15 protein-coding genes are annotated in these 16,505 nt (G+C 38.7%); 1 reads left to right on the plus strand and 14 read right to left on the minus strand.

The features are described from left to right. Positions 1-137: 137 nt before the first annotated feature. The 10 genes from argH to rpsO form a co-directional block, all read right to left on the minus strand. Complete coding sequence (argH, locus tag QOW94_RS03600; RefSeq protein ID WP_283678821.1) at positions 138-1,526, minus strand: argininosuccinate lyase; 1,389 nt, start codon at positions 1,524-1,526, stop codon at positions 138-140. Positions 1,527-1,529: 3 nt separating this feature from the next. Further along, on the minus strand, positions 1,530-2,813 hold the full coding sequence (locus QOW94_RS03605; protein ID WP_283678823.1) for an argininosuccinate synthase: 1,284 nt from the start codon (positions 2,811-2,813) through the stop codon (positions 1,530-1,532). A 173-nt stretch (positions 2,814-2,986) separates the two neighbouring features. After that, positions 2,987-3,277: a nucleoside triphosphate pyrophosphohydrolase family protein gene (locus QOW94_RS03610; protein ID WP_283678824.1), complete on the minus strand. Its 291-nt coding sequence runs from the start codon at positions 3,275-3,277 to the stop codon at positions 2,987-2,989. Positions 3,278-3,280: 3 nt separating this feature from the next. Beyond that, positions 3,281-3,862: a ribosome biogenesis GTP-binding protein YihA/YsxC gene (gene yihA / locus QOW94_RS03615; RefSeq protein ID WP_283678825.1), complete on the minus strand. Its 582-nt coding sequence runs from the start codon at positions 3,860-3,862 to the stop codon at positions 3,281-3,283. Positions 3,863-3,941: 79 nt separating this feature from the next. Then, positions 3,942-5,192, minus strand: coding sequence for an ATP-dependent Clp protease ATP-binding subunit ClpX (clpX, locus tag QOW94_RS03620; RefSeq protein WP_283678826.1), 1,251 nt, complete (start codon positions 5,190-5,192; stop codon positions 3,942-3,944). A gap of 161 nt (positions 5,193-5,353) precedes the next feature. Further along, positions 5,354-6,667 (minus strand): trigger factor, encoded by a 1,314-nt coding sequence (gene tig / locus QOW94_RS03625; protein WP_283678827.1) that lies wholly within the window; start codon positions 6,665-6,667, stop codon positions 5,354-5,356. 155 nt (positions 6,668-6,822) lie between these two features. Next, positions 6,823-8,010, minus strand: a complete 1,188-nt coding sequence (gene tuf, locus QOW94_RS03630; protein WP_283678828.1) for an elongation factor Tu — start codon at positions 8,008-8,010, stop codon at positions 6,823-6,825. A 183-nt stretch (positions 8,011-8,193) separates the two neighbouring features. Then, positions 8,194-9,126: an outer membrane protein assembly factor BamD gene (locus QOW94_RS03635; RefSeq protein ID WP_283678830.1), complete on the minus strand. Its 933-nt coding sequence runs from the start codon at positions 9,124-9,126 to the stop codon at positions 8,194-8,196. Positions 9,127-9,234: 108 nt separating this feature from the next. Next, positions 9,235-10,962 (minus strand): ribonuclease J, encoded by a 1,728-nt coding sequence (locus tag QOW94_RS03640; RefSeq protein WP_283678831.1) that lies wholly within the window; start codon positions 10,960-10,962, stop codon positions 9,235-9,237. 140 nt (positions 10,963-11,102) lie between these two features. After that, positions 11,103-11,372 carry a 30S ribosomal protein S15 gene (gene rpsO / locus QOW94_RS03645; RefSeq protein ID WP_283678832.1) on the minus strand — a complete coding sequence of 90 codons (270 nt, stop codon included), beginning with the start codon at positions 11,370-11,372 and terminating at the stop codon, positions 11,103-11,105. A gap of 236 nt (positions 11,373-11,608) precedes the next feature. Between rpsO and rpsT the strand changes: the two genes are divergently transcribed. Then, positions 11,609-11,860: a 30S ribosomal protein S20 gene (gene rpsT / locus QOW94_RS03650; RefSeq protein WP_283678833.1), complete on the plus strand. Its 252-nt coding sequence runs from the start codon at positions 11,609-11,611 to the stop codon at positions 11,858-11,860. 55 nt (positions 11,861-11,915) lie between these two features. Here rpsT and holA read toward each other — a convergent pair whose 3' ends face one another. From holA to QOW94_RS03670, 4 genes are read right to left on the minus strand one after another with little or no spacing between them, the layout of a single operon-like run. Next, positions 11,916-12,944, minus strand: coding sequence for a DNA polymerase III subunit delta (holA, locus tag QOW94_RS03655; RefSeq protein WP_283678834.1), 1,029 nt, complete (start codon positions 12,942-12,944; stop codon positions 11,916-11,918). A gap of 16 nt (positions 12,945-12,960) precedes the next feature. Further along, on the minus strand, positions 12,961-15,150 hold the full coding sequence (locus QOW94_RS03660) for a DNA internalization-related competence protein ComEC/Rec2 (protein ID WP_283678835.1): 2,190 nt from the start codon (positions 15,148-15,150) through the stop codon (positions 12,961-12,963). Between the two features lie 41 nt (positions 15,151-15,191). Further along, entirely contained in the window at positions 15,192-15,671 is a 480-nt protein-coding gene (locus QOW94_RS03665; protein ID WP_283678836.1) for a ComE operon protein 2, read from the minus strand. Positions 15,672-15,721: 50 nt separating this feature from the next. After that, positions 15,722-16,447, minus strand: coding sequence for a helix-hairpin-helix domain-containing protein (locus QOW94_RS03670; protein ID WP_283678837.1), 726 nt, complete (start codon positions 16,445-16,447; stop codon positions 15,722-15,724). Positions 16,448-16,505 lie beyond the last annotated feature (58 nt).

The raw sequence follows: 16,505 nt of genomic DNA on the forward strand, positions 1-16,505 counted from the left end.
AGCAAGCAAATCAAGAAAGAATAATTTTTCGTCTATGGTGTAGCGATATTTAGTCAATATAAAAACTCCTAGTATATGAACCCGGAATTTTAATTGTTTCCGTGTCCAACATACTAGGAGTATCTCCCCGACTAATTTTAGTCGGCTTTTTTTAGTTCTGCTTTGGCATTATCTATTTGGGCTTGAACTTGATCAAAACCAGTTCCACCTAATGAATGCCGTCTTTCGACTGCAACTTCTGATTTTAACTCGTTATAAACGTCCTCTTCAATTTTTGGAGAGGCTTTTTTTAGTTCTTCAAGAGGCATATCCTGAAGATTTTGGCCCTCTTGAATTCCCTTTAGCACTAACTGACCAACGATTCCATGTGCTTCTCTAAACGGAACTCCCTTAGTTGCCAAGTAATCTGCTAACTCGGTTGCATTTGAGAAATCATTTTCAGTTGCGTGTTTCATCCGATCAACGTTAGGTTTAGCGGTGGCAATCATCCCATTAAATACTTTCAAGCATGGAAGGACAGTTTTAACTGCATCAAAGACCCCTTCCTTGTCTTCTTGGAGATCCTTGTTGTAAGCAAGTGGTAATGACTTCATCGTTGTTAATAAGCCCATTAAATCACCATATACCCGACCGCTCTTTCCCCGAATCAACTCAGCCATGTCCGGGTTCTTCTTCTGAGGCATGATTGAACTTCCAGTAGTAAAGCTATCGCTAAGTTCTAGGTACTTGAACTCTTGACTTACCCACATACTAATTTCCTCACAGAAACGAGTAAGGTGCATCATCATAATCGAAGCGTTGCTCAGAAATTCCAACGCAAAGTCCCGATCAGAGACCGCATCCAATGAATTTGCATAAACATCAGCAAATCCCAATTCTTTAGCTGTAAATTCTCGATCAATTGGGAAAGTAGTTCCAGCAAGAGCAGCTGCTCCTAAAGGAGACACATCCGTGTGTTTGAATGAAAATTCAAACCGTTCCTTGTCCCGTTTGAACATCTGGTAGTAAGCCATCAAATAATGGCCATACGAAATTGGTTGTGCGTGTTGAAGATGGGTATAGCCTGGCATAATTGTCTTAACGTTCTTTTCCGCCAATCCAACCAGTGTTTCTTGCAGGGTGGTTAGTTCTTCAATCACTAATGGTAGCCGGTTTTTAACGTACAAATGAAAATCGGTGGCCACCTGATCATTTCGCGACCTGGCGGTGTGTAGTTTACCAGCAACCGGACCAATTTTTTCAGTCAATAATGACTCAATATTCATATGGATATCTTCGTTAGTAGTTGAGAATTCCAGTTTACCTTCATGTAATTCAGAAGCCAACTCTTCTAGGCCGGCAATAATTTTGTCACAATCATCTGCGGGCAAAATACCGGTCTTTTTGAGCATCTTAACGTGAGCCAATGAACCAGTAATATCCTCATCGGCCATTAATTGGTCAAACGAGATTGATGCCCCAAAGTCATCGACCCAACTTTCTGCCTGAGCGGTAAACCGTCCACCCCATAGTTTTTTTGTGCTCATTAGTTACTCCTTACTGTTTTCTTCTGCCTTTGCAACAGTCACCTTTTCCTTACTAGTGTTTTTTGCAACTGCGTCAACAAATGCTGCTTGCTTATTCTTAAGTTGAACTTGTGAGTAAACTTGCGTTGGTAGCCCCCAGAGTTTGATGAATCCCTTGGCAGCTTCTTGATCAAATGAATCTGATGAGGTGTAAGTAGCCAAGTCCTTATCATATAACGAAGTGTCGGCTTTTCTACCAAGAACCATAACGTTACCCTTGAATAGCTTAACCTTAATAGTTCCGGTCACTACCTCTTGAGTCTGATCGATAAATGCTTGCAATGCTCCCATAAGCGGTGAGAACCAAAGCGCGTTATAAATCATTTCACTTAACTGCTTTTCAATCACTGGTTTGAAGTGAGCAAGGTCACGTTCAAAAGTTAAATCTTCCAGTTCTTTGTGAGCGGTTAAGAGAACAGTAGCAGCGGGTGCTTCGTAGACCTCACGAGATTTGATACCAACTAACCTGTTTTCAATGTGATCAATTCTACCGATTCCGTGTTCGCCGGCAACTTTATTTAATTCGGAAATAACATTAGCGAATGACATTTTCTTGCCATCAAGCGCAACGGGAATTCCCTTTTCAAAACTAATTTCAATTTCGGTTGGAGTATCAGGGGTCTTCTCAATTGGATTAGTGATACCAAATGCATCTTCAGGAGCAGCGTTCCATGGATCTTCTAGAACCCCAGCTTCGTTAGCTCTTCCCCAAATATTCGCATCGATTGAATATGGTGAGTCCAAGTCAATTGGAATTGGAATATTATGTTCCTTTGCATATTCAATTTCTTGCTCACGTGACCAGTGCCAGTCTCTAACTGGACTTAAAACATCGAGTTTAGGATCAAGACCGTGGATAGCAACCTCAAAACGAACTTGGTCATTACCCTTTCCGGTACAACCATGAGCAACGGCTTCAGCGTGTTCTTCGTGAGCAACTTCAACCAACTTCTTTGAGATGAGGGGACGTGACAATGCGGAGATCAATGGGTATGAGCCTTCATAAAAAGCATTTCCCTTCAATGCAACTGCTGCATAATCATCAGCAAATTCATCAAGCACATCTAAAACGTAGGCTTTAGTTGCCCCAACTTTTAGTGCCTTGCTCTTAACGAAGTCTAAGTCCTTACCTTCGCCAACGTTTACACAACATGCAATTACGTCATAACCTTTATCCTTCAACCAAGCAATTGCAACTGATGTATCCAAACCACCAGAATATGCTAAAACTACTTTTTTATTTGCCATATGAACATCCCTCAATTTCGTTTGTATTTATTAATTATAAAGATTACCACTCATATTCATAAATTGCAACAATTATTTATGTTTTATGCAGTATTATTTGATTTATACCAAATTTTATACATTTTCGCGTAAAAAAATAGCTTTTCATTCAAAATGAAAAGCCAATTTCATATTTATTTGATAATCGTTGAGTAACGTTCTTTTAATCGCTTAATATTTTCGTTCGCAACTTCATCAAATGGGATGTCAGCCCATTCAGCAATTTGGGATAAATACCAAAGTACATCGCCCAATTCTTGGACCATTTGGTCATGATCTAGTTTTTCACTTTGAAATGCATACTTTCTAACCAAATCCGAAACTGCACCAGCTTCCCCAGTCAAACCAAGGGCACAGTTGGTTAACACTTGCTCTTTCCCCATTAAAGTCTTATTAGCAGCCTTTTGATACTCGTTGAACTCCATATCCTACATTCTCCCCTCTATCCAATTCCAAACCTCATCCTTACCCTTTTTAGTAAGGGCAGAAAATAGCACCAAATCATCATTGCTAGAAAGTTGAAGCGATTTTCTAATGATTGATTCTTGCTTATTCCACTTTCCGGGCACGATTTTGTCCATTTTTGTAGCTACGGTTAAAATGTCAATCCCGTAATACGCTAACCACTCGTGCATTGCAACATCATCAGCCGTTGGCTCATGCCGACCATCGATTAAGGTAATAACCCCTCTTAATTGCTCCCGCTCAGTTAAGTAGTGTTCTATCATTTTGCCCCATTTTTCTCGATTAGCTTTTGATGTTTTAGCATATCCATAGCCCGGAACATCAACAAAGAATAGCTGATCTTCAACGTTGTAGAAATTCAGCGTCTGAGTTTTTCCTGGTTGGCTTGATGTTCTAGCAAAACTTTTTCGATTGATCAGAACATTAGTCAGCGAAGACTTACCAACGTTTGACCTCCCAACTAACGCAATTTCGGGGTAGTTTGTCTTTGGATACTGGGCCTCTTCAACCGCACTAATTGTTAAATCGACGTTATGAACTTCCATGAAAATCCTCCTGTAACTCTGTTCAGTAATAAAAAATCTGATGCAAAACTAATTAAAGTTTACATCAGATTTAGGATAATTACGATGCCTGTTTTAATACTAATTGTGGTTCTTTGTTATCTGACACCGTTTCAGGAGTAATAATTACTCGTTCTACATCACTTCGACTTGGTAAGTCAAACATGATATCACGCATTACTCCCTCAATAATCGATCTAAGCCCACGAGCACCCGTATTCCGATCGATTGCAAGTTGAGCCATTGCCTTCAATGCTTCGGGTTGGAACTCAAGCTTAACACCATCAAGTTCAATCAACTTTTCGTACTGCTTAACAAGTGCATTCTTTGGTTCGGTTAGAATTCTAACCAAATCATCTTCTGTCAACTTATCAAGGGCAGTCAAGATTGGAAGACGACCAATAAATTCCGGAATCAACCCAAATTTAAGGAGATCCTCTGGAATAACAGATTGCATGATATTGTTATCATCAACATCTTCAGCCTTTGAAGATTCTGTCCCAAAACCAATCGTTTTTTCGCCTAGGCGGTTCTTAACGATACCCTCAATTCCATCAAACGCACCACCAACAATAAATAAGATGTTAGTCGTATCAATTTGAATAAACTCTTGTTGAGGATGCTTTCTCCCACCCTGAGGGGGAACATTAGCAATCGTTCCTTCAAGAATCTTAAGTAGGGCTTGTTGAACCCCTTCACCAGAAACATCACGAGTAATCGAAACATTTTCTGATTTCTTGGCAATCTTATCAATTTCATCGATATAGATGATCCCTTTTTGGGCTCTTTCAACGTCATAATCAGCGTTTTGAAGTAGTTTAAGCAAGATGTTTTCAACATCCTCACCAACGTAACCAGCCTCAGTAAGAGTAGTTGCATCAGCAATTGCAAACGGAACATTCAAAATCTTAGCAAGAGTTTGGGCTAAGTAAGTCTTACCAGAACCAGTAGGTCCAATTACACAGATATTACTCTTTTGCAATTCAACATCTTCGTCTGGATGCTCAGCCATTTCGTTAACTCGTTTGTAGTGATTATAAACCGCAACAGACAGAGTCCTCTTAGCATTTCCCTGGCCAATTACAAAGTCATTTAGTTTATCCAGAATTTCCGCAGGAGTTAACACTGACAAAATATCTTCGGCACTCTTTTCAGGTGCTAATTCTTCATCAATAATTTCCTTGCACAAATCGATACATTCGTTACAAATATATACACCTGGGCCAGCAACAATCTTCTTAACTTGATCCTGTGTCTTACCACAGAATGAACAAGTTACTGGTCCGTTAGTAGTATCGCCATTTTCAAACAATAAAATTCACTCCTCGTTCTGCATATGAAGCAGCATACCATGAGTCTTGTCATAAGACTAAATGTAACTCTATCATATAACAGCAAAAAATCAATTAGAAGCACTAACTGTAAAAAAAGACCCGCTCACAATAAAGGAAACGGGTCTTCGAAAATCAAAAATTAATCCTTTGAAGAACTTTCTTTTGCCTTTGAGTCTTGTTTAGAAGAATCAACGATCAAATTAATTGCCTTCTTAATGGCAATATCGTGCTTCAACATATCATCAGTCAATGCACTACGTACTGCATCTTCCTTCATGCCGTATTGGTCTGCAAGGTTTTTAACTTCTGCCTTAATATCGTCTTCTGAAGGTTGAATATCTTCCTTTTCAACGATTGCTTCAAGAACTAAGTTAGTCTTTACCCGCTTTTCAGCACCATCAGCAAATTGCTTCTTCAAATCGTCTGGTGAAGTACCAGTCAATTGGAAGTACATTTGTGAGTTGATACCTTGTTGTTGCATACCTGCAAGATATTGATCCATTTGACGTTGAATATCGTCATCGATCATTGATTGAGGAACTTCCTTGATAGTTGCATTATCAACGGCTTCGCTGATTGCTGCATCTTCAATGGCTTCACGAGCCTCGTTCTTCTTATCTTCTTTTAATTCTTCCTTGATTTTATCTTTCAATTCATCAAGACTGTCAACGTCTTCGTCAACATCCTTAGCGAAGTCATCATCAAGCTTTGGTAATTCCTTAGCCTTAACTTCATGAATAGTTGTCTTGAAGATAGCTTCCTTACCAGCTAAATCCTTAGCTTGGTAGTCTTCTGGGAAGGTTACCTTAACATCCACATCTTCACCAGCCTTGTGACCTTCAAGTTGGTCTTCAAAGCCTGGAATGAATGAACCTGAACCAAGTTCAAGTGAGTAGTTATCTGCCTTACCACCATCGAATTGTTCGCCGTCAACAGAACCATCGAAATCAATAACGACAGTATCGCCCTTTTCAGCAGCCTTGTCTTCCTTAAGAACTAATTCAGCTTGGCTTTCACGACGCTTTTCAAGTTCTGCGTCAACGTCCTTTTGGTAAACTCGAGTGTTTTGCTTTGGAACACTAAGTCCCTCGTAATCACCAAGTTCAACCTCTGGCTTAACAGTAACAACTGCTTTGATAACCCAAGGCTTGCCCTTGTCCATTGATTCAACATTGATTTGAGGTTGATCAACTGGTTCAATTTCTGCATCCTTTACAGCATCTGAGTAAGCATCTGGTAAAAGAATGTTTAATGCGTCTTCGTACAATGCTTCTTCACCGTACATTTGTTCAAATACTTGGCGAGGAACCTTTCCCTTACGGAAGCCAGGTATGTTGATGTTTTTCTTGTTTTTGTTGAAAGCTTTCTTCAAACCTTCACTAATTGAATCGGTACCGATTTCGAAAGTTAATTCTCCGTCATTTGTACCCTTCTTTTCCCATTTTGCAGACATTATGTTTCCTCCGAGACAAACAAAATTTAATTACAATAAACTATTGCATAACATTGTTATTTTAACGTATTAAAAACTAAATGTAAAATAATTTTCGAGTATTAACAAAAAAGCCATGGGAATTCCCATGACTTCTTTCAAGAAGAATAAATAAATTAGTCTTCGATGTCACCAACAACACCGGCACCAACAGTATGGCCACCTTCACGGATGGTGAACTTAGTACCTTGTTCGATGGCAACTGGCTTAGTTAATTCCACGTGGAATGTAACGTTATCGCCAGGCATAACCATTTCTACGCCTTCATCCAATTCGATAACACCGGTAACATCAGTGGTATGGAAGTAGAATTGTGGACGGTAGTTTGAGAAGAATGGAGTATGACGTCCACCTTCTTCTTTAGTCAAGATATAAACTTGACCAGAGAACTTCTTGTGAGTTTGAATTGATCCTGGAGCAGCAAGAACTTGTCCACGAACAACTTGTTCACGGTCAACACCACGAAGAAGAACACCAACGTTATCGCCGGCTTGACCTTCGTCAAGTGTCTTACGGAACATTTCAAGACCAGTAACAGTTGACTTCAATGCATCGTCGTGTAAACCAACGATTTCAACTTCGTCACCAACCTTAACGATACCACGATCGATACGACCAGATGCAACAGTACCACGACCAGTGATAGTGAAGACATCTTCAACAGGCATCAAGAATGGCTTAGTATCGTCACGTTCTGGAGTTGGGATGTATTCATCAACAACGTCCATCAAGTGAAGGATAACTTCTTCTTGTTCCTTGTCGCCTTCAAGGGCTTTAAGAGCTGAACCACGAATAACTGGAATATCATCACCAGGGTAATCGTACTCTGACAATAATTCACGAACTTCCATTTCAACCAAGTCAACCAATTCGTCATCATCAACTAAATCAGTCTTGTTTAAGAATACAACGATGTATTCAACACCAACTTGGCGAGCAAGCAAGATATGCTCACGAGTTTGTGGCATAGGACCATCAGTTGCGGCAACAACCAAGATGGCACCATCCATTTGAGCGGCACCAGTGATCATGTTCTTGATGTAATCAGCATGTCCTGGGGCATCAATATGAGCATAATGACGCTTTTCAGTTTCGTACTCAACGTGGGCAGTGTTGATCGTTATACCACGTTCACGTTCTTCTGGAGCTGCATCGATATCAGCATAGTCTTCAGCCTTTGCAAGACCTTTGTCAGCCAATACCTTAGTGATTGCAGCAGTTAATGTAGTTTTCCCGTGGTCAATATGGCCAATTGTACCAATATTAACATGGGGCTTTGTTCTTTCATAATGTTCTTTAGCCATTAATGAAACCTCCTGTTGTTTTCAAGAATTACATCAATTTCCATCAATGCATTTCTAGTGAATATTATACTACATCTTCTCTAAAAGACAAAGCCGTCGATTTTCGAAGAATCCTTGAATATTATATCGATACTTAATTTGTTTGTAAACATATTAGTTGGATTTTTTGAAAATAATTTTTCGCTAAAAGTTAAAGTACTGATTTGCGGCTAACAGCTTTTTGATCCATTTCATCTCCGGTTCAAGCTGAGCCTGACTTTCTTCCCCAGTCAAACCTAAAACTTCAATTTCAATCGCTCTCAGAAATTCTTTTGGTCGTTTTATGATTTTGTCAAAAAAAGGAAACATATTACGACTAAGTTCTGAAATAATCGTTTCAATATTTTCAAAAATAACAGGATCTTTGTCTGCCCATTTCTGTCTAACCTCGTAATCTAGTTTTGCAAAACTTGCACCATAATCACTTTCAGCTAGCAGTTTAGGATTAATTTGATACGTATTATCATCAACCCAAGCAAATTCGATATTCTCATCAAGTTTGCCATCCATCAAAGTTGCCAACAAATGACTCTTTACAACTTGCCAAACAATCGGATCGGACAACACTCTTTTAGCTGCCTTAACAAATAATTGCCACGGCAACTTCTGACTAGTCTGCAAAATCATTTGTTGCTTATCTGGATTTTCACCACCAATATACGTCAACTTTTTAGTAATCATTTCGTACTCTAATACATTGTCTTTTTTTCCTTCGTTCTCGGCACTTTCATACGATTGCCAATCCTCTTTACTGGTAATCTGGTCGTTGGCAATCAAGGCCAATCTAGTCTGAACAAGTATTCCCTCCTCAAGAAGGATTTTCACAAGATACTTCAACTCAAAATCAGTGGGAACTTTTAAATCCGCCAGACTTTGAATTAGTTCAAGAGCAGTGTCTACTTTTTTTAATTCAAAATAACAAGCAGCTTCCAACATTATCAATTCCGTAATTGGTTCATAGTTTGCCTGAATGAAATCAATTTTTTTAACTGCTTGGTAATAGTGCTTTTCTTGAAAATCTTCTCTTGCTGTTTCAAAAATAACCCGATCCTTTTCAGCTAAATTATTTAAATCCATAGATACCTACTCACCTCTGATTCAATTTTTGGCTTTATTATTGTTTAAAACAAAAACGGTAAGGATTCCGTAATCAACGAACTCCTTACCACCTAAAAACTATTTTAGCTAGTTACCCTGCTTTTTGCTGGCAGCCGGCTTTTTCTTTTTTGTGTTTTTCTTATGATGCTGGTTAACTTCCATGATAACTGGAAGAATAACTGGGCGACGTCTTGTTTGTTTGTATAGAAAATCACTCAAACTTTCTCTAACATCTTGCTTCAAATTACCCCAATCAAATTCCTTGTTATCAAGATTATTCAATACCGTCTTTTCGATAATTTGAGCTGCATCACTCATCAAGTCTTTGTTTGCTTTAACATAAACAAATCCGCGTGAAGTTAACTTTGGAGTTGAAACAATCCGCTTTTTCTTGCGGTCAATCGTTACAACTGCAACAAAGATACCATCCTCGGAAAGGACTTTTCGATCCCGAAGCACAATATTGCCAATATCTCCAACTCCTGAACCATCGATCATAGTGTCAGCAATGTCTAAACTATCGCCAATCCACATCTCGTCTTCAGTAAGAGAAATAATATCTCCCTTACTTGGAATCTTGATTTTATCATCCGTATAACCTAGTTGCTTTGCTAACCTAGCATGAGCCGAAAGCAAACGGTATTCCCCTTGAACTGGGATCAAGAACTTAGGGTGAAGTAAGTTGAGTAGCAACTGCAAATCAGCCTGGCTAGCGTCACCAGAAGAATTCATCTCATCTGCAATCATTTTGACTTCAGCATCAGCTCTGTAAATCATATCCCTTGTCTTTGCAACTGTCGTTTCCATCGCAGTAGAAGGTGTTGTGGTAATAAATACCAAGTCGTTGGGTTCAATATTAATATCCCCCTGCTCATTATTCGCCATTCGTTGAAGGGCCTTAATTGGTTCACCCATTCGACCAGTTTGAATAATAACGACGTTCTTCTTATCAATTTTCTTTAATTCTTCGAGATTCTTGATCAACAAATCTTCTTTAGGAAGAGTGAGCATTGAGAACTTCATAGCTGTGTTAACGATTCTTTCTAAATCATGACCCGTCAAATAAACTCGGCGGCCTGATTTAGCGGCTGCATCGAAAACCTGTTGCATTCTAATTATGTTAGACGCAACGCTGGCAACAATAATTCTTCCTGGATGATCGTTGAAAGTGCTATAAATATAGTCCGCAATTTTAATTTCAGAAGCACTTGGAAGTGGATTTTCCGCATTACTTGAATCACTAAGTAATGCTAAAACTCCCTTGTCGCCGAGTTTGGTAAATTCTGAATAATTAGTTGCGTAAATTGGTTTTGCAGTTTGATCAAACTTAAAGTCACCTGTATAGACAATCGCCCCTAAACTTGTTCTGATCGCAATTCCAAGTGAGCCAGGGATTGAGTGAGTTGTTTTGAAAAACGTTACCTTAACATCATCAAAATCAATTTCACTTCGATCGCTGACAACATGAAAATCATCGAAATCATCAATCTCTTCTGAACCAGCAACGTTAATTTTTGCGAGCTCAATCGTCATCTTAGAACCAAAAACGGGAACATTAAACTGACTTAAAAAGTATGGTAGTGCACCAATCGCATCAGCATGGCCGTGAGTAAGAAAGACCCCAACGATTTTATCACGATTTTCTTCTAAATATGAAAAGTCAGGAATGACGATATCGATTCCCAACAATTCGTTTTCAGGGTACTTTAACCCACAGTCTAAAATATAAATACCATCATTGATTTCAACGGCATACATATTCTTTCCATTCTCTCGGACGCCGCCCAAGGGAATAATTTTAACTTTACTATCCATGTTTCACCTCAAAAAATATTGTTTTTTATTGCGTTCGTATTCAGCTTTCTTTAGTGTACCATACTTAAGGGTTTACTGAAACTAAGCTCCACGGCAAAAATGGGTATAAAAAAGACCGGAACAAGTCCGGTCTTGAAATATTAACGACGTAGTCCTAAGCTTTGAATAAGATCACGATAGCGAGAAACGTCTGTCTTACGAAGGTAACCCAAAAGGTTACGACGGTGACCAATCTTCTTCATTAGTCCACGTTGTGAATGGAAATCCTTACGGTGTTCCTTCATGTGTCTGTTGATTTCATTAATGTCTGCAGTTAATACTGCGATTTGTACTTCTGCTGAACCAGTGTCGCCTTCGTGACGAGCATACTTCTTGATAATTTCATTCTTTTCACTTTGTGAAAGAGCCATGATAATTTACCACCTTATTATTTTTATTCCCTACCACTGAGAATCAGGAAGGTGGTTCCTAGAAACTAAGTAGCGGGTCGTGCAACGCACAAAAATTAGTATATCTGAATCTAGCCATTTAATCAAGACTTTTTGGCTTTCTATTTTAGTTATCGACTTGCAAATAGTACCCTGGTTTTGTATAATGATGCTTGTTGAAATTTTACTTTATAAGAAGTATTCCGGAGGTGAAACACATGCCAATCATCAAATCAGCTATCGAACGTGTTAAGACTAACGAAAAGGCACAACGTAGAAACGCTGCTCAACTCAGTACTATGAGAACTGCTGTTAAGAAGTTTGAAAAAGCTCAAGAAGCAGGCTCAGACGATGCTAAGGATTTATATATCCAAGCAATCAGTGCTGTTGATCACGCAAAATCAAAAGGATTAATCAAAGCTAACAAGGCAGCTCGTGACAAGTCACGTCTTACAAAATTAGCTAAGTAATAACCTATCTCATGTAAGAGATAAAGCCAACCCGGTCTGGGTTGGCTTTTTTGTTTTATGCACTTCTTTTTTTCATAAATTCAACGATAAATAATTCAAATAATAACTCTGGGGTTTGGCTGGTCGACTTTAGTTTTCTTTCAATATCAATCAGCCCAAGGTAAGCATCCCTCAATTCATCGTAATGATACTTTCTTACTGATTGCATCGCCAACTTTACCCTAAACGGGTGAACCTTTAGGGCAGAAGCAATGTTTCCTTGGGCATATCCGTGCTTCTGAAGAATATTAACCTGAATCATCAACCTGAATTGTTGGACTAGTACCGCATTGATCCTCAACGGTTCTTCATTTTCAAGCAATAATTGATGATAAATATCTAAAGATTCATTCGCCCGCCGAAGCAAAACCGAGTTAACCAAATCAAAAACATTTTGTTCCATTGACCTGGTTACAAGCCCCGTTACTGATTCAACATCAATTACCTTCGACTGTTGATTGTAAAGCATCAGTTTCGGTAGTTCAGCCATAATCTTGGTTAGATTACCAGCTGTGAGCTCCAGCAATTTTTCAAGAGCATCTTGATCAATTGTCATCTCACTAGCATTAAGCTTATCAGCAACCAAAGTTTTGATTTCAGATTCTGAAATCTTGCTAATATCAATAACTTCAGCCTGCTTTGTCAACAATTTTGTGACCTTTTTTCTAGCATCTAATTTTTCGTATGGTGCAAAAAACACCACAACTGACGATTCCTCAGGGTGCTCCAAATACGCCAACAAATCATCAAGATTATGATTAACTTTTGACTTCGATTTACTACCGGTCAAGAAGAATGGCCTGTTTATGAAAACCAACCGTTTTTCACCAAAAAATGGGATTGAAACAGCGTCTTCAACCGCGACACTTATCGGGGTTTCCTCCATATCAAAATTAGAAACGTTCATATCCCGTTCTTCGTCCGGAATCAAATTAACGAACGCTTGCTTGATTTGATCTGATAGATACTCCTGTGCGCCCTTTACCACGTATAGCTGTTTGTACTTATTATTTTTTAAGTTATTTAATAGCTGAGTATAGTTCATTCCGGTTTCCCTTCGCCTACTTAAAGCATTTAAAACTACCATTATTGCCTGAATACATATATCGTACCATGCCCCGCTTCTGAGTGTTTAAAATTTTAATATGGTTTTGGCTCAAAGTTTTTATCGTTTCGTCATTTGGGTGATGATAGCGATTGTTAACTCCTGCTGAAATCAATCCTATTGACGGGGCTATCTTCTTAACAAATTCAGGAGCCGATGATGTGCGACTACCGTGATGCCCCACCTTTAACACATCAACTCGTAAATTGGGGTACCGGTTAATCGTATCTAACTCACCTTGCTGATCAAGGTCGCCAGTGAATATCCATTTTAAGCCACCAAGGTTAGCCAACAATACAATCGAATCGTGGTTCTCACCCTTCCCACTCTCAAACGGGTGAAGGACTTGAAGACTGGGGTTTGGCAATGGTTGTTTGTCTGTAATTCCAATTATCCTAGGTGATGAATAATTTGACTCAATTCTTTTCAAGAACTGAGGATTCTTATCCATTCCAGCCGGAACATAAACATTTTTAACAACTAGTTTGTCTAAATAAGCCGTAATATCCCCGCAGTGGTCAGCATCTTGATGACTTAGGTAAATATCATCAACTTTAGAAATTCCAATACTCTTTAAGTAGTTAATTCCAATCCTAACAGCTTGATAACTCTTGTGGCCTCGCTGCCATGACTGCTGATTAAAGGTGACTTTACCCCCAGTATCGATTAAACTAATCCGCCGATTGAATGGCTCCCTTACTAAAAAACTGTCTCCTTGGCCAACATCTATCATCGTAACTTCTCCTTGAATTGGAAAATGAATCAAGCAGAAAGTTGCCACGTATAAACCTAACAGCCAAAATTTCACAGGGAGCCTTTTTACCTGCCAATTAGCAACTAGAAGAATACTTAAAAATAAAATAATCAGCGTTATCCCGATATATGGTTTCCCAAACGTTACCTTTCCAGGCAATAGAGCTACTGAATTTAAGCCTGAATTGAACCAGTTTAAAACTGTGTCCGCCAAAATCACAATTATTGGAATATTGTTAAAGATAACCGCAATAATTACAACTGGAAAAATGATTGATCCAAACAGTGGCATTACAACTATGCTGGCGATAAGGCTAAGCACGTGCCACTCAAACATATGATAAAGAATAATTGGCAGTGAGAGTAGATTTAGATATAAAGTCCTCTTTAGATAACCCGCACTCGATAATGTAATTATTCCCAAAGATAAAATATATGTTAGCTGGACTCCCATCAATAAAAAAGCCCGTGGGTTCACAACTAAATTAGCAATCAGGGTCAGGCTCCAAACATCTAAACTAGAAATTCTTATTTTGCCAATCTGAAACGCATTCTTTAGACCAGCCATTACAGTTGCCCTAAATACACCGGCTGCACTCCCTGAAAAAACGAAGTAAGCAGCTAAAAAAATTATTGCCACAATATTTATCAACTTGCGAGGTAGTCTCAAAAGTTTCAATAAACTTTCCAACATTTTTAAAAAGTAAGCAACATGCATCCCAGATATACTAAACAAATGAATTAGCCCAAGAATTGTCACGCCAGACAAGTCATCATAAAAAGATGGATTCCGACTTCCACACATAAGAGCCTCTGAATAGGTTCTAACAGTTGGTGGCATCTTTGATAGCATCCTGATGAATTGGGCCCTAAAAGCGTGAATTCTGTCGATTACATTCATTCTGTAGTTCGTATCCTGCTGGATAACTTTGTTGATTATAAATTCTTGATTAACCCCAATGTTTTTATAGTATTTACGCATGTCAAACTGATTGACATTGGTAGCTTCAGGCATTGAACCATACTTACCCTCAACCTGCCACCAAAAAGGTTTAGTTTGAGCTTTAAATAGTTGAATTTCCTGCTCCGAGGAAAAACGACCTAGAAAACAGGTTGGCTGCCCACTACTTGATTTCCCAGTGAACGTGTAAACTGCGCCGTTAACGTTAACCCTATCTGGGTCTACTTTAATTACTTCAGTGGTTTCTTGATTAATCCTGACCTCATTCTCAGAGTACTTCTCTGTTTTAATAAAGCAGATCAAGCAAAAGATGATAATACAAATACAACTAACTACTGATGTTGTATTATCGCCCAGGAACACCAACCGAACTATAATCCATACGCCAAGAATAGTCCCAATAATATACAATTGAGCAAATAAAGTTGCCACCGCAAGAACCGCAATGGCAACAAAAATCCATCTATTTCTAATTATTCTCCGGACAAATAGGAATCAAACTCAATTTGATTAACATCATCTTGAGTTAGCTTTATTTTATTTAGTTCAATATTCTTCAATTTGATTAATTTTTGAGCATACTCATCGTTGTGGTAATTACGCAAATAATTAATTTTAGTAATTCCAGCCTGTAATAACATTTTTGTACACTGAAGGCATGGAAAATCAGTAACATAAACTTCGGCACCATCTGTACTCTCTCCGAACTTAGCACACTGCAAAATTGCATTCATTTCGGCATGAATCGTTCTGACACAATGGCCATCAACTAAATAACAACCTTCATCCAAACAATGATCGTCACCTGCCACTGACCCATTGTAACCACCAGCAATAATTCGTTTATCCCTAACAATTACTGCCCCTACCGATAATCTTTGGCAGGTACTTCTCGTTGCGAGCAAAACTGCCTGCATCATAAAATATTGGTCCCATTTAATTCGCGTATCCATTTAATTTCACCTTCCATGAGAATAATAATATCTCATATCCTGATTAACTGCTATACACAAATTAAGCTCTTTAAATTATCAAACGTTTTATCACCAAATCCAGGGACATCTTTGATTTCTTCGATTTTTTTAAACTGACCATGAGATTTACGATACCCAATAATCTGGTCAGCCTTCTTTTCACCAATCCCGTTTAATTCTTGCAACTTGGTTTTATCAGCTGTATTCAGATTTATTTTAGCTTGTGAATCACCTGTCTGACCACTATCACCGGTGCTAGAGTCCATCTGGGTTTGGTTTGCTGGCTCTTGTGGGGTTGTTCCACTAGCTAAACTATTTCCCTTGATTTCGCCTTTGATTGGAATATAAACAACCTGCTGATCCGTTAATCTCTGAGCCAAATTCACCTGTTTTCGATCCGCGGAACGATTAAAGCCCCCGGCCAAATTAATTGCATCATTGACTCTCATCCGACTGGTAACTTGAAAAACTCCAGGGTTCTTGACTGCCCCTTTCACATCAACGTAAATTTGATTGTAGGCACTGCCAGAATTAACATTTGCTGGGGTAGTTTGACTTGATTCACTTTCCTTATTTGATAACGATTCTTGCGAGGCAGCTTTAGTCATTAAAGTATTGTTTCTTACGGGTTGTTTATTATTACCCACCTGCGAACCCACCATTACCCACGCAAAACCAATCAAGATTATAATTCCGAACATCCCTCCAACTACATAATAAGTATACTCATCAATTATTTCCTTTATCCTATTCATACGTATCCTCCTTACAAAAGAAAATACGAAAAAAAGAGGAGCAGATTTTTCTGCATCC

This window comes from Lentilactobacillus sp. Marseille-Q4993, assembly GCF_951230165.1.
In the GTDB taxonomy this organism is placed as follows: domain Bacteria; phylum Bacillota; class Bacilli; order Lactobacillales; family Lactobacillaceae; genus Lentilactobacillus.

Excerpts from the sequence above, each read along its gene's own strand:
- argH (WP_283678821.1), bottom strand. The coding sequence starts at position 1,526 with ATGAGCACAAAAAAACTATGGGGTGGACGGTTTACCGCTCAGGCAGAA.
- QOW94_RS03605 (WP_283678823.1), bottom strand. The coding sequence starts at position 2,813 with ATGGCAAATAAAAAAGTAGTTTTAGCATATTCTGGTGGTTTGGATACA.
- QOW94_RS03610 (WP_283678824.1), bottom strand. The coding sequence starts at position 3,277 with ATGGAGTTCAACGAGTATCAAAAGGCTGCTAATAAGACTTTAATGGGG.
- yihA (WP_283678825.1), bottom strand. The coding sequence starts at position 3,862 with ATGGAAGTTCATAACGTCGATTTAACAATTAGTGCGGTTGAAGAGGCC.
- tig (WP_283678827.1), bottom strand. The coding sequence starts at position 6,667 with ATGTCTGCAAAATGGGAAAAGAAGGGTACAAATGACGGAGAATTAACT.
- tuf (WP_283678828.1), bottom strand. The coding sequence starts at position 8,010 with ATGGCTAAAGAACATTATGAAAGAACAAAGCCCCATGTTAATATTGGT.
- QOW94_RS03635 (WP_283678830.1), bottom strand. The coding sequence starts at position 9,126 with ATGGATTTAAATAATTTAGCTGAAAAGGATCGGGTTATTTTTGAAACA.
- QOW94_RS03640 (WP_283678831.1), bottom strand. The coding sequence starts at position 10,962 with ATGGATAGTAAAGTTAAAATTATTCCCTTGGGCGGCGTCCGAGAGAAT.
- rpsO (WP_283678832.1), bottom strand. The coding sequence starts at position 11,372 with ATGGCTCTTTCACAAAGTGAAAAGAATGAAATTATCAAGAAGTATGCT.
- rpsT (WP_283678833.1), top strand. The coding sequence starts at position 11,609 with ATGCCAATCATCAAATCAGCTATCGAACGTGTTAAGACTAACGAAAAG.
- holA (WP_283678834.1), bottom strand. The coding sequence starts at position 12,944 with ATGAACTATACTCAGCTATTAAATAACTTAAAAAATAATAAGTACAAA.
- QOW94_RS03665 (WP_283678836.1), bottom strand. The coding sequence starts at position 15,671 with ATGGATACGCGAATTAAATGGGACCAATATTTTATGATGCAGGCAGTT.
- QOW94_RS03670 (WP_283678837.1), bottom strand. The coding sequence starts at position 16,447 with ATGAATAGGATAAAGGAAATAATTGATGAGTATACTTATTATGTAGTT.